12 protein-coding genes and 1 riboswitch are annotated in these 13,489 nt (G+C 44.5%); all 12 genes read left to right on the top strand.

The window, feature by feature from the left end:
• Positions 1-23 precede the first annotated feature (23 nt).
• The 12 genes from QUA40_RS16770 to QUA40_RS16715 all read left to right on the top strand — a co-directional run bounded on the left by QUA40_RS16770 (position 24) and on the right by QUA40_RS16715 (position 13,355).
• The gene (locus QUA40_RS16770; protein WP_333127767.1) at positions 24-743 is read left to right on the top strand and encodes an energy-coupling factor ABC transporter permease; all 720 of its coding nucleotides are present in this window, start codon (positions 24-26) and stop codon (positions 741-743) included.
• Between the two features lie 3 nt (positions 744-746).
• Positions 747-1,079 carry an energy-coupling factor ABC transporter substrate-binding protein gene (locus QUA40_RS16765; RefSeq protein ID WP_333127735.1) on the top strand — a complete coding sequence of 111 codons (333 nt, stop codon included), beginning with the start codon at positions 747-749 and terminating at the stop codon, positions 1,077-1,079.
• Complete coding sequence (gene cbiQ, locus QUA40_RS16760; protein WP_333127733.1) at positions 1,076-1,879, top strand: cobalt ECF transporter T component CbiQ; 804 nt, start codon at positions 1,076-1,078, stop codon at positions 1,877-1,879. Before QUA40_RS16765 ends, cbiQ begins: the two co-directional genes overlap by 4 nt.
• A gap of 474 nt (positions 1,880-2,353) precedes the next feature.
• Positions 2,354-3,187 (top strand): DUF2207 domain-containing protein, encoded by an 834-nt coding sequence (locus tag QUA40_RS16755; RefSeq protein WP_333127731.1) that lies wholly within the window; start codon positions 2,354-2,356, stop codon positions 3,185-3,187.
• A 430-nt stretch (positions 3,188-3,617) separates the two neighbouring features.
• The gene (locus QUA40_RS16750; protein ID WP_333127729.1) at positions 3,618-5,720 is read left to right on the top strand and encodes an SPFH domain-containing protein; all 2,103 of its coding nucleotides are present in this window, start codon (positions 3,618-3,620) and stop codon (positions 5,718-5,720) included.
• Positions 5,721-5,813: 93 nt separating this feature from the next.
• Positions 5,814-6,698, top strand: coding sequence for a leucine-rich repeat domain-containing protein (locus QUA40_RS16745; RefSeq protein WP_333127727.1), 885 nt, complete (start codon positions 5,814-5,816; stop codon positions 6,696-6,698).
• Between the two features lie 371 nt (positions 6,699-7,069).
• Positions 7,070-7,876: a PspA/IM30 family protein gene (locus QUA40_RS16740; protein ID WP_333127725.1), complete on the top strand. Its 807-nt coding sequence runs from the start codon at positions 7,070-7,072 to the stop codon at positions 7,874-7,876.
• 103 nt (positions 7,877-7,979) lie between these two features.
• Positions 7,980-9,377 (top strand): ABC transporter substrate-binding protein, encoded by a 1,398-nt coding sequence (locus tag QUA40_RS16735; protein ID WP_333127723.1) that lies wholly within the window; start codon positions 7,980-7,982, stop codon positions 9,375-9,377.
• A gap of 107 nt (positions 9,378-9,484) precedes the next feature.
• Complete coding sequence (locus tag QUA40_RS16730) at positions 9,485-10,900, top strand: ABC transporter substrate-binding protein (protein WP_333127721.1); 1,416 nt, start codon at positions 9,485-9,487, stop codon at positions 10,898-10,900.
• Between the two features lie 206 nt (positions 10,901-11,106).
• Entirely contained in the window at positions 11,107-11,685 is a 579-nt protein-coding gene (locus QUA40_RS16725; protein ID WP_333127719.1) for a Uma2 family endonuclease, read from the top strand.
• 38 nt (positions 11,686-11,723) lie between these two features.
• Positions 11,724-11,868, top strand: a riboswitch (cobalamin riboswitch).
• Positions 11,869-12,028: 160 nt separating this feature from the next.
• Complete coding sequence (locus QUA40_RS16720; RefSeq protein WP_333127717.1) at positions 12,029-12,469, top strand: hypothetical protein; 441 nt, start codon at positions 12,029-12,031, stop codon at positions 12,467-12,469.
• A gap of 19 nt (positions 12,470-12,488) precedes the next feature.
• A complete protein-coding gene (locus QUA40_RS16715; protein WP_333127715.1) occupies positions 12,489-13,355 on the top strand; it encodes a methyltransferase domain-containing protein in 867 nt (288 codons plus the stop codon).
• Positions 13,356-13,489: the final 134 nt, after the last annotated feature.

Raw genomic sequence — 13,489 nt, 5'->3', positions numbered from 1 at the left:
GGAAATTAGTCAGCCTGGGATTGATGGCTGGCTTGAGTTGTTATATTGTCCTGGGCTCGGCAACGCCCGCCGCAGCTATGCACATTTCGGAAGGTTTTTTGCCGGTGCAATGGGCTGCATTTTGGTGGATGGTGGCGTTGCCTTTTTTTGCAGTAGGTTTGCGCTCAATTACTCGCATTACAAAAGAACACCCGGAACTTAAACTATTGCTTGCTTTGGCGGGTGCCTTTACTTTTGTTCTTTCTGCTTTAAAAATTCCCTCGGTAACGGGCAGTTGTTCTCACCCGACGGGTACCGGTTTGGGTGCAATTTTGTTCGGGCCTTCGGTGATGGCGGTACTGGGGGCTTTAGTCCTGTTGTTTCAAACGTTACTGTTAGCGCATGGTGGCTTGACAACGCTGGGAGCGAATATGTTTTCTATGGCAATTGTTGGCCCTTTTGCTGCGTATTTTATCTATCAATTGCTGTTGCGAACTGGTAGCCAGCGGGCGGCAATTTTTTGTGCTGCGGCTTTGGCAGATTTGCTGACTTATGTGACGACTTCGATTCAATTAGCGTTAGCTTTTCCGGCAGCAAGTGGCGGTTTTATGGCTTCGTTTCTCAAGTTTGCTGGCATCTTTGCTATCACTCAAGTACCCCTGGCTATTAGTGAGGGGTTGCTGACTGTATTAGTCTGGAATTGGCTGCATTCTTACGGGAAGCCGGAGTTGGAAACTTTGAAATTATTGAGACAGGAGTCATAAGCCGTGAATCAAAAACCTACAAAAAATTACCAATCTACTTCGCGGCAAAATTGGCTTTTGGCTGGCGCGGTGATTGTTCTGGCAGCGTTTCCTCTCGTTTTTGTGCGGGGTAAATATGGCGGTGCCGATGACCAAGCTAAGAAAGCAATTACGGAAATTCAACCGGGTTATAAACCTTGGTTCAATCACTTGTTTGAGCCGGCTAGCAGCGAAATTTCAAGTCTATTGTTTGCGTCTCAAGCGGCGATCGGGGCTGGCGTAGTTGGGTACGTCATTGGGTTGTATAAAGGCCGATCGCAATCTCGGCAGCAGTCCGATCGTAAATCGTCAGAATGAACCATCAGATTGATAGTCTGGCTTATACAAATCGCTTGCGGGGGTTGCCGCCATCTCACAAGTTATCCTTTGCGATCGCCCTTTTAATTCTGTCTCTAGTTTCTGGGGCGATCGTCCAATTGTCGATCGCCCTTTGGTTGGCCGTCTGGATCGTCATCTATGCGGGTATTCCGGGGAAACTGTATTTACGGTTGCTGTCGCTACCGTTGATGTTTTTGCTGACAAGTTTGCCTGCTTTGGCGATGGGTGCGGTTGCGGGCGATCGAATCCAGGAAATTCAATGGGATATTTGGCAAGGTTGGGGCATTAGCATCGGTACTTTTTATCTCTATGTGAGCCGCCCTGGACTATACCAAGTGAGCGTGGTATTTGCCCGCGCCTTCGCATCGACAAGCTGTATGTATTTCATCCTCTTAACCGTGCCATTTACCGAAATCTTGCAGATTCTCCGACAATTACGCTGTCCAGAGTTAGTCACAGAACTGCTATTACTAATGTATCGGTTTATTTTTAGCTTATTGGCGATCGCCGATGAACTTTGGATAGCCCAAAACTCCCGCTGCGGCTATCGCACTTGGAAACTGGGAATGCACAGTTTAGGCATTTTAATCGGGCAATTGCTGCAGCGAACTTTGGAAAACTACCGTCAAGTCTCGCTGAGTTTAGCGTCACGCGGGTTTAATGGAGAACTGCGCGTTTGGAATTCTTATCCTTATAAACCTTTGCGAAGATATACCTTTGAAGCAGTGTTTGGTTGCACGGTTTTAACCCTGTTAAGTATTGTATTTAAACCTAATTAAACTTTGGGGTGCTGCTCAAAGCCCACCCCACAATAGTTTCAATAAACAGGATTGTAAAAATTAAACTTTGGGGCGCTGCTCAAAGAGCACCCCACAATAGTTTCAATAAATAGGATTATAAAAATTAAACTTTGGTGCGCTGCTCAAAACCCACTCCACAATAGTTTCAAAAGACAGGATTATAAAAATCAGATTAACACCACATTAGCAGTCAAAAAAAAAGTGTGATGGGCTTCTAGCCCGCACCAAAAAAATGTGGGATGGGCTTCTAGCCCGTCCCAAAAAAGCCCACTATCCCAAGCTTTATCTTATAAATATGACTTTTATGAACTAAATCAATGAATTATATGAATTGACCTCACCCGAAACCTATTGAATAATAGTTATCAATAGCTGTTCAGTAGCAATTATATTATGAATAAACGGCAAATCAAAAAAATACTTTATTTCTTCACCACCTTATGGACCATATTTATGGTCACAGTCACTCATGTAGCCGCCCAACAACTACCCTTCTACTGGGAAAATATTGATGTCATCATCGACATTCAGACTAACGGAGATATGTTAGTCACCGAAACACAAAAATATGTATTCACAGCCGACTACAAAACTGAACGATATCGCTATATTCCTTTAGGCAAAGTCGATGAAATCAAAGATGTGACAGTTGCCGAAAATAATCAAACCATTGCCAGTAACACCGGGATTGAAAACAATCAACTTTGGATTCGTTGGCAACATCAATTAAAAGCGCCAGAATCACATACTTTTGTCATCAAATATCGTGTGGTAGGTGGATTGCAGCTACATGGTGAGAATACTTTAGTTTATTGGAAAGCCATTGCAGCAGGTCGCAAAGCTCCGAGTAATACGGGAAAAGTTACGGTGCAATTACCAGAAGCTTTGTCAGGGAAAGTTCTCTCGTTTACTAATTTTGGTACAGCCGCAGTTCGGCGTCAAGTAGATCCTAAAACATTTGAGTTTGTGGCAAGTCAGCCTATTCAACCCGGACAAGAATTAGAAGTACAAATCGCATTTCCCCAGCCAATTCTGAATATACCTCAACCTGGTTGGCAACAAACTGGAAACCAATCTCAATCTACTTCGGAAAAAAAAGGATTTTCCATAATTTTTGTAATGTTTTGCTTGGTGTTTGTGGTGTTTTCCATTAGTGGCGGTGGCGGCGGTGGTAGCCTTGTTGACCTTGGTGGCGGTGGTGGCGGCGATGACAGTGGCGGCGGTGGTGACGACGGTAGTGATGACGGCGGTGGTGGCGATGGTGGCGGCGGTGGTGACGGTGATTAATATCAACGAGACTTACGCATCACAAGCAAAGAAAGCGGGTTTTTACTGAATCTGCGGGTTGTAACCAAGTATTCTGGCCAAAAACCCGGTTTCTGACTACCCGCGCGTCCAGGACTATTGTTGATAATTTTCGTATTCTCGTTAGTTTAGCGGGCAGGATTTGAATAAGGGCGATTCCCTACGGGATAGCTACGCTTCACGCACAATCTGTCAAAAAGTGCGATCGCCTTCCATTTCCAACATTGGGCGAGAGATATCTTACGCTCATTTTCGAGTACAAACGCTCGCACTTTATGACACAACTCTTATAAATATGACTTTTATGAACTAAATAAATGAACTTTATGAATTGACCTTCAAAGAAATTAGTTGAATACTGATTGTAGATAACAACTTTCCTGTACATTCTAGCTTAAAGCAAATAAAAAACATGACTAAATTAGTAGGTTGGTTTCGCAAACTTTTACCCTTAACACTATCTGTAGCAACAACGATCGCAGCAGCAGGCGCTTTTGGCCCACCAACTTGGGCTCAAAGCAATCCGCCACCACCCCAATCCCAGGAAGTTCAACCAGCCCAAGCAGAAGGAATTAGCATCCCGATTTGGATCTATCCGGTAGGAGCAATTTTCTTAATTTTCATCTTTATACCCAAGATTGGCTGGACTTTGGGACTGATCGCGATCGGCGAACGAGAAGTGGGAATTGTTGTCAAGAAATTCTCCCGCAAAAATTTGCCATCCAGTAGATTGATTGCTCTCGATGGCGAAGGAGGTTTGCAAGCAGATACCCTTCCTCCCGGCTGGCATTTTGGTTATTTTCCGTGGCAATATAGCATTCGCAAAGAACCAGTTGTAGTCGTTCCTCAAGATGAAATTGGTTTAATTATAGCCAATGACGGAGCCACCATTCCTCCCGATCGCATTTTAGGCAAAGTCGTCGATTGCGACAATTTTCAAAATGCTCGAAAGTTTCTCACCGACGGTGGAGAAAAAGGACGGCAACTAGCCATAATCACCACTGGTACTTATCGGATCAATACGGCTGTATTTGAGGTCATTACTTCTGCCAATGCCTCTGCAAAGGGTATGCAGCCATCGGAACTTCAACTATACAAACTTGCTCCCGATCGCGTGGGAATTGCCAACGTGCTCGACGGGATTCCGATTGATGAAGGTGAAATCGCTGGGCCAATAATTCCCGGTCACGACAACTTCCAGAAAGCGCAATCTTTCATCAAAGGTGGCGGGCGCAGGGGCTTGCAGGAACAGGTGATTTTATCCGGTTCATGGAACCTTAACCCTTGGTTTGTGCAAGTTGAACAGGTCAAAATGACCGAAGTGCCGATCGGCTATGTAGGCGTCGTAATTTCCTATGTGGGAAAATCGCACCAAGATGTAAGCGGCGCGGCTTTTACCCACGGCAATCTTGTCAATAAAGGCGATAAAGGTGTGTGGGTAGAACCGCTTTACCCTGGCAAACATCCGATCAATACAAAAGTGATGAAAGTCGAACTTGTTCCCACTACCGATGTAGTTTTAAACTTCACAACGCGGTTCAGCGGAGAACACGGCTACGACTCCAAGTTAAGTGCTTTGAAATTGCTTTCTTTTGACGGATTTACGTTTGAGTTAGAAGTTTTTCAGATCATTCATGTCGGTACTTTGGATGCGCCGAGAGTGATTTCGCGCCAAGGTTCAATGCAAAATCTGATAGACCAAGTGCTGCGTCCAATTGTGGGCAATTATTTTCGCAATTCTTCTCAAGAATATACAATACTCGATTTTCTGATCGCACGCAGCGAACGCCAAGCAGAGGCCGCAGAACACGTCCGTCAAGCCTTACGGGCCTACGATGTGCAGGCTGTGGACACGCTGATCGGTTTGATTTCGCCACCACCAGAGTTGATGCAAACATTGACCGATCGCAAAATTGCTCAGGAACAAGAAAAAACTTACGACGTACAGCGCATTTCAGAGTCGCAGCGTCAAGAATTGGTGCGCGCAACTGCGATCGCAAACATTCAAAATCAGGTGGTGGCGGCAGAACAAGGGGTGAAAATTGCCCAACTGAGTGCAACTGCTGCGATCGAACACGCTAGCGGTGAAGCAGAAGGGATTCGGCTGATGGGACAAGCAAAAGCAGATGCTTATCAAGTTGGTGTCAACGCTTTGGGTACGCAGAGCTACACGCTGTTGCAATTGATGCAAGCGGTTTCGGATGGTAGCGTTCGCGTTGTTCCCGATGTCACAGTAAATGGTAACGGCGGTAGTGGGGGTTTGCTGGACGGTTTGATGGCAATGTTGCTGCGGAATGAAACCAGTAAGAATGGAGAAAATGGAGTACATTCACCTGTAATTAATGTCAAAAAATCTAAGTCTGTTGTTGTGGAACCTGTGGCCGAATCACCAGTAGCAAAAGTGCATTCGGTGGAGTCGCCGGAGTCTCCTAATCATTCACCAGTTGCTCAGTCTGTGGCTGTTGCTGAAACTGATCTTGACTCGGCATTTGGTGAATTGCCGGACGATTTTTGAGTTTATTTGTGCAGTTTGTAGAGAGGACGGTTGTCCTCTCTGAAAGCTTTTTGTCTAATATTTTACTGTTCAGAGAATTAGAGGTGCAAAATTATGACGTTTATGGTTATACAGAAATACGTGAATTTGTCAAGGTTGATGGTGGTAGTTGCTTTTAGTGCGATCGGTCTATCATCATGTGGAAATGGACTATCTGCGAAAGCCGCAGAAACGGAGCCGGGAAACAGTGGAAAAACATTTGCTGACTGGTGTCGCGAAAAAGCTTCTCTGAGTCCTGAAGCTAAACATACTGTTGAAGTGTTGCTGCGGAAATCTAAGACTACTGAGTGCGATGTGGCTAATCAGAAACTTTCGAGTCTCACAAAACTCGACCTTGACAACAATGACATTAGCGACATCCAACCCTTGGAATCTTTGACTAAACTGACTGAACTAGACCTCAGCCGAAATGAAATCAACAATCTTCAATCATTGCAATCTTTGACTAACCTGACTGAACTCTCCCTCGACAACAATCAAATTAGTGACATTAAACCCTTGCAATCTTTGACTAACCTGAATTTGCTCGTCATTAGGGACAATAAAATCAGTGACATTAAACCCTTGCAGTCCTTGACTAACCTGTTTTATCTCTGCCTCAGCAACAATAAAATCAGCGACATCCAACCCTTACAATCCTTGACTGAACTGGATTATCTCGAACTCATAAACAATCAAATCAGCAACATCCTACCCTTACAATCCTTGACTAGCCTGACTTTTCTCGAACTCAGCACCAATCTAATCAGCGACATTAAACCATTGCAATTCTTGACTTACCTGACTTTACTCAATCTCAGCAACAATAAAATCAGCGACATTAAACCATTGCAATCTTTGACTAAACTTAAGGATCTCGGACTCAGCGGAAATCCGATCGCCCCCAAAACTTGTCCTCTCAAGCCAGAGTCTATCTGCAACTGGGAACTCAGCAATTAAATGCTGCAACTTTACAGTTAAGAAAATTAGAGGTACAAGACTATGCCACTTATAGTTGCACAAAAACAGATGAATTTACCATAGCAGTATCGCAACAGGCTGTTGTAGAAGTACAACGATTAATTGCAACATTTTTTTTGAATATGACTTTTATGATATCAATCAATGAATTATATGAATTGACTTTCAGCGTAGCGTGTTTGATTATGTTAACAGTATTCAATTGAAATTGATTCAATTTGGTGTCTGTGTTCTCGGGTTATCACTCCCAACACAAACATGAGGCTGCTGGATAACAATATTTTTCGCCCACATAACTTGCTCGATTCACACCAAAAATTGCCGAGTAAACTCATCAAGGAGAATGCAAAATGACTCAACAAAAACCACAGAAAAATAATCCCAACCCGACGGCTTTTATTGTGTTGGGTATAGCGGCGCTGGCCGCACTCAAATTAATTCACGGGCTGTTGGGCAATCGCGCCAGTTACAAACTTAAAGCCGTGTGGAATTGGCTGTGGGGATTGTCCCCTGAATCTGACAGCAAAATGGCGGTGCAAGTTGCCCAAGAATCGCTGCACTCCATGCAGCAGTCGGTGCTTAAGTTAACTGAATCTGTTGCCAAAATTTCTGCAAGCTATCAACAAGCAAAACAGAAATATGACAGCAAACGTCAAGAATTTATGCAACTAGAACAGCAGGCAACTCTAGCTAATTATCACGGCAATGAAGCAGCCGCACGTTTAGCGATGGGAAAAGCGATCGCCCTTGAAAAATTGCTGCCAACATTAGCAGGACAAGTTGCTCAATCCGAACAAATTTTGATAGCAAATAAGGATAAATTGAATCGCGAACGCCAGCGTTTAGAAACTTACAAAAGGGAACTGCAAAACCTCAAAGATTTGTCAGAAGTAAATGAGGCATTAGCGGATATCGCTAAAGTGAACGGCAGCGTCAGTACAGATTCAGCGCAATCGCAATTTGAAGAGGCACAGTCATCCATCCACAAGCGCTACTTGCAAACCAATGCCTTAGTCGAATTATCGGAAAATCCGGCTGAAAAACTTACAGCAGACCTCGACAACATGATGCTGGACGACGAGATTTCTCGCCGACTGCTAGAACTGGATTTGTACAATCAATCACACCTTTTACCCGTTGACGAGAAGAGGCACTGACCCAATAATTGTAGATGTTTTTTATCGTCCCAGGCTCTGCCTGGGAATACTCTGAGGCTCTGCTTCTAAACAGTAAACAATATCGCAATAAGGAGAACAAATTATGTCTCAAGATACTAAGAAAACAAAAAGTCCGCCGCCCATTGTTTTTATTATCCTCGGCTTAATTGCGTTTGGCGCATACAAGTTCGTTCCCGGTTTATTCAAGGGAAAAAGCTCAGATCTATCAGGAACGAGCGCAACTCGCATCAGTTTAGGAAATCAGCTATTGGTGACATCCCAAACAACAGCCGCAAAACAAGCCGGCGTTCAAGCTTTTGTCAAGGGAGATTACCAAGCAGCCGTAAAAAGTTTTCAGGATTCGCTGCAACAAAATCGCAACGACCCGGAAACCATTATTTATTTGAATAATGCCATTATTTATTTGAATAAGACCACAGCCAGCAAAGGTTCTCCCTTAAAAATTGCTGTCAGCGTCCCCATTGGTAGCAACCCCAATGTCGCCCAAGAAATCCTCCGGGGAGTCGCCCAAGCTCAGGATGAAATCAATACTAGCGGTGGCATCAACGGCGCCAAACTGCAAGTAGAAATTGTCAACGATGACAACAGTCCAGAAGTGGTCAGAGAAGTTGCAAAGACATTGGCACAAGATCAGAATATATTAGCAGTAATTGGACACAATGCTAGCAACGCATCTCTCGAAGCTGCTCCGATATATCAGCAAGAAAAACTGGTAATGGTGACACCGACGAGCTTTGCCAATAATCTCTCTGGATTTGGCAGCTACATATTTCGCACAGTCCCCAATATTAGCGTCATGGCTGCTCCTTTAGCAGAATATGTAGTTAAAACAGAACGCCAAACTAATATTGCGGTTTGTTATGACTCCCAAGCACCCGATAACATATCATTTAAAGATGAATTTGTTGCCTCTCTTACTGCTGCTGGTGGCAAATTAGTTCCCACTGTTTGCGACTTTTCAATACCCTCTTTTAATCCCAACATTGCCCTCGCCGATGCTGTCAGCAAAGGAGCACAAGCATTGATGCTAGCACCCCACATCGATCGCATCGATCGTGCTATCTCTCTGGCTCGCATCAATCAAGGCAAATTGCCACTCTACGGCAGCACTACGCTCTACACCTTTCAAACTTTAAAAGAAGGGCAAAGCGACGTTAACGGCTTAGTATTGCCCGTTCCTTGGCATCCAGAAACCAATCCCGGCAGCCCTTTCCCAGAAAATGCCCGCCGCCACTGGGGAGGAGTAGTAAATTGGCGAACCGCAACGAGTTTTGATGCGACTCAAGCTGTCATCGCTGGCTTGCGGCAAAGCAATACGCGGGAAGGATTGCAACAAGCACTCAGAAATGCGAGTTTTTCGACAGCAGGAGCAAGCGAGGATGTGAAGTTTTGGCCCACTGGCGATCGGGCTGGTAAGCCGATTTTAGTCCAAGTTAAACAAGCAGGAAGCACTGGCTATAACTTTGTCCCGCTGCGGTAAGTTTGTTAAGTGCGATCCGACTAATTATTCTTGTTCCCAGGCTCTGCCAGGGAATGCGTACCCGGGGGAAGAGCCTCCAAACAATATCAAAATAAGGAGCACAAATCATGTATCAAGATACTAACAAAAGAAAAAGTCCGCCACCCATTGTTTTTATAATCATTTTCGGCTTAATGGGGTTTGGCGCATACAAGTTACTTCCCGGTTTATTGGCATCCAAAAGTTCAGATACACCTACATCGGGAACGAGTCCATCGGGAACGAGTCCATCGGGAGCGATCGCAACTCGCATGAGTTTAGGAAATCAGATATTGCTGACATCGCAAACAACAGCCGAAAAGCAAGCAGGCGTTACAGCTTTTGCCAAAGGAGATTACAAAGAAGCTGTTCAAAAATTTCAGGCTTCGCTGCAACAAAATCGCAACGATCCGGAAACGGTAATCTATTTGAATAATGCGAGAGTAAGCGATCGCACTTCTCTGAAAATTGCCGTTAGCGTGCCGAGCGGCAGCAACCCCAACATCGCCCAAGAAATCCTCCGAGGTGTCGCCCAAGCTCAAGATGAAATCAATGCTAGCGGAGGAATTAACGGTGTCGGTTTGCAAGTGGAAATTGTCAATGACAATAACCGTCCAGAAATTGCCAAAGAAGTTGCAGCAGCATTAGCAAATGACCAGAAAATTCTAGCGGTAATCGGACACAATGACAGCACTGCGTCTTTAGCTGCCGCTCCAATTTATCAGGAAAAGAAACTGGTGATGGTGACACCTACCAGCAGTACGAATAATTTGTCAGGTTTTGGCAGCTATATTTTTCGGACTGTGCTAAATAGTGGCTCGACGACTGCTCCTTTAGCAGAGTATATAGTCAAACAAGCAGGCAAAGCCAATATTGCCTTCTGCTACGACTCTCAAGCTGCTGGCAGCGCTTCATTTAAGGATGAATTTATTGCCTCTCTTTCAGCATCAGCCGGCAGATTAGTTCCTATTGTCTGCGACTTGTCAGCGCCAACATTTAATCCCAACAATGCCATTGCCGATGCTGTTAGCAAAGGAGCAGAAGGATTGATGCTAGCACCCTACATCGAGCGCCTCGATCGCGCGATCGATCTAGCCCGTGCAAATCAAGGCAAATTGGCGCTTTACGGCAGTTCAACTCTTTACACCTTTCAAACGCTAAAAGACGGGCAAAAAGACATTGACGGGCTTGTTTTGGCTGTTTCCTGGCATCCTGAAACTAATCCCGGCAGCACTTTCCCAAAAAATGCCAGTCAGCGCTGGGGAGGAGTAGTAAATTGGCGGACAGCAATGAGTTTTGATGCGACTCAAGCTGTCATCGCTGGCTTGCGGCAAAGCAATACGCGGGAAGGCTTGCAACAAGCACTCAGAAATCCGAATTTCTCAACACCGGGATCAAGCGAGGATGTGAAGTTTTTACCCACGGGCGATCGGGCTGGTAAGCCGATTTTAGTGCAAGTTAAACAAGGAGGAAGCACTGGCTATAACTTTGTCCCGTTGCGGTAAGTTCGTTAAGTGCGATCGCACTCACATCTTGCACATTCTCAATCAGCCTTTCAGGGGCGGCTAGGATACCCACCCACAATAAAATTCCCTCTTTTTGGAACAGGCATCTTGCCTGTTTCTTAGCATGATTAAAATCTAATTTTCTGTTGAATTAGCCAAAATTTTAAGATAAAATTAAATGAGTAGATTAAAGGAGAGCGTTGTGTATGATCGCGCCCGTTGAAACCAAAACCTACACGGCTGAGGAATATCTAGAATTGGAAATCACTTCTCAGGAGCGGCATGAATTTATCAATGGGGAAATTGTTCTGATGGCTGGCGGCACACCAGATCACAATGAAATTACCACTAATTTAGTTGTTGCGCTGAAACTGGCGTTAAAAGGGAAACCATATCGGACTTTTAGTTCGGATCAGCGGCTTTGGGTTCCGCAGTTTAATAATTATACTTACCCGGATGTGATGGTGGTAGCGCGCCCGATCGAGCTGCAATCTGGACGGACGGATACAATTACCAATCCGCTGCTCATTGCTGAGGTGCTGTCTAAAGGTACTAGAGCTTACGATCGCGATGAAAAGTTTGCTGCTTATCGCAGTATTCCTAGTTTTCAGGAATATTTATTGATCGATCAATATCGGCTACAGGTGGAGCAATACTCTAAAACTGATGCCAATAAGTGGATATTTTCGGAATATAGCTGTATGGGCGATCGGCTGAGTTTAACATCTGTTGCTGTGGAAATTTCGCTTGCCGATTTGTATGAAAATATTGAGTTTGGTGAATAGGCGGACGGTTTTTTGTCAAATGTTCCAAATAGTGGTAACCTTCCTGTATATCGATCGGCTCTGATGGAGAACAGCCATCAGACGCAAGGGGGAAAGTTCGGTGCGAATCCGGCGCTGTCCCGCAACTGTAATGAGATCATTGCATCTCTGAGTCAGAATGCCCGCCGATTTGTTTAGCTGTTGTTTTTCATCTGCGAGGTATAGATGATGGTTAGTTTATTATTTTTTAAATTATTGGATTGGGATTTTTTAACCGCAGATATCAGCAGATCAACACAGATGAACGCTGATGTAATTTGCTCTGGTTCTGAAGCGTATCTTATTTTAAGGGAAATGAAAAGAAATGCGAGTTGAAGATAGTGTTTGGCAGGGTAGTTTTGGCTACTGGCAAAACTTGTTTATTCATCAGAATATTTTGTCGATCGGACATACTGCTTGGAATGGCTTTTTGCATCAAGGACGAGGTTTGGTTGCTTGCAAAATCAATACTCCCATTAACGGCTATGTCAATTGGAGCGTAGATACTATCAAGTACGATCTGCAATTTATTTCGCAATTGCACGCAACTGCTTATTTGCAACAACTAGAAATAGAGCAAAATACTGTTTCAAATGTGCTGCAAATCATTGCTAGCTACGAACCCAAGGCAGCAATTATATTTTTGTCGATCGCCAATGGTCAGATTGATATCAATTTGTTGCAAAAGTTGGCAATTTCTCCTGTTGAGTGCTATGAACAGGTATGCAAGCGCTGGGAAGAATTTCAACTCTGCCCCAAATCCTAAAACTTACTAAATTTTCCGAATGCCGCAGCCAAAATCCATCGAAATTTCCAAGGTAACTCGCTACCAAAATGCAGCGCTTAATTACTATTTGGGCTTGACAGATTCCCCCTACCTTCACTACGGCTATTGGGAAACCCTACCTGTGCCCGCTGACGAACTAACGCTCGCACGATTGCGCGTCGCTCAGCAAGCTTATACTGTAAAACTGTTGGATGCTATCCCCAAAGGCACTCATACGATACTCGATGTGGGCTGCGGGATTGGCGGAAATGCGGCTTATTTGCTCGATCGAGGTTTTGCAGTCGAAGGGCTCGCACCCGATCCGTTCCAACAACAGCGCTTTCTTCAGTGTACGGGCGATCGGGCAATCTTCCACCTCACGAGGTTTGAAGACTTCAAAGCAACCCATTTCTACGATCTTATTCTCTTTAGCGAAAGTAGCCAGTATATGTCGGCTGTTGATATTGCTAACGGTGCCGCCAAAATCCTCAATCAGGGCGGTTACGTTTTGCTGGCTGATATGCTGCGATCTGATGCTAATTATAAAGAGGGAATGTTCTCTAATTGTCATGTTGTTACGGAACTTCATGCAGCATTAAAGCAGGCTGGATTCACTTTAGTAAAAAGTGAGGATATTTCCGCTCATATTTTGCCAACCATCGATTTGTATGTCGATACTTTCCGCAGATATGGACTAAATACTATGATCTATGTTGCCGATTTGATTGCGATCACAGTTCCCCCCGTCCACAAATTCCTGCGCTGGATATTTCGCCGCTGGTTCAAAAAGCTGGTGATTGAAGGATTGGAGGCTGGTCAACTTTTTGAGCAACATCTCTGTTATGAAATGCAACTTTGGCAGTTGTCAAAATCAGATGAAAGCTGACACAAATATAGCAATCCTCGCATCATTTGTGAATTTCTTACTCCCTCACCTTGATAACTACCGTGTACACACAAGTCAAAGTAAACTAGGCTCATGTTTTGAGAGAGGTATAAACCGTGGACAACCCCATACTG

The sequence above is a fragment of the Microcoleus sp. Pol11C3 genome, from assembly GCF_036701485.1.
Lineage (GTDB): Bacteria > Cyanobacteriota > Cyanobacteriia > Cyanobacteriales > Microcoleaceae > Microcoleus.
This window is presented reverse-complemented; position numbering and strand designations above follow the sequence as displayed.

Excerpts from the sequence above, each read along its gene's own strand:
- QUA40_RS16770 (WP_333127767.1), top strand. The coding sequence starts at position 24 with ATGGCTGGCTTGAGTTGTTATATTGTCCTGGGCTCGGCAACGCCCGCC.
- cbiQ (WP_333127733.1), top strand. The coding sequence starts at position 1,076 with ATGAACCATCAGATTGATAGTCTGGCTTATACAAATCGCTTGCGGGGG.
- QUA40_RS16755 (WP_333127731.1), top strand. The coding sequence starts at position 2,354 with ATGGTCACAGTCACTCATGTAGCCGCCCAACAACTACCCTTCTACTGG.
- QUA40_RS16750 (WP_333127729.1), top strand. The coding sequence starts at position 3,618 with ATGACTAAATTAGTAGGTTGGTTTCGCAAACTTTTACCCTTAACACTA.
- QUA40_RS16745 (WP_333127727.1), top strand. The coding sequence starts at position 5,814 with ATGACGTTTATGGTTATACAGAAATACGTGAATTTGTCAAGGTTGATG.
- QUA40_RS16740 (WP_333127725.1), top strand. The coding sequence starts at position 7,070 with ATGACTCAACAAAAACCACAGAAAAATAATCCCAACCCGACGGCTTTT.
- QUA40_RS16735 (WP_333127723.1), top strand. The coding sequence starts at position 7,980 with ATGTCTCAAGATACTAAGAAAACAAAAAGTCCGCCGCCCATTGTTTTT.
- QUA40_RS16730 (WP_333127721.1), top strand. The coding sequence starts at position 9,485 with ATGTATCAAGATACTAACAAAAGAAAAAGTCCGCCACCCATTGTTTTT.
- QUA40_RS16725 (WP_333127719.1), top strand. The coding sequence starts at position 11,107 with ATGATCGCGCCCGTTGAAACCAAAACCTACACGGCTGAGGAATATCTA.
- QUA40_RS16720 (WP_333127717.1), top strand. The coding sequence starts at position 12,029 with ATGCGAGTTGAAGATAGTGTTTGGCAGGGTAGTTTTGGCTACTGGCAA.
- QUA40_RS16715 (WP_333127715.1), top strand. The coding sequence starts at position 12,489 with ATGCCGCAGCCAAAATCCATCGAAATTTCCAAGGTAACTCGCTACCAA.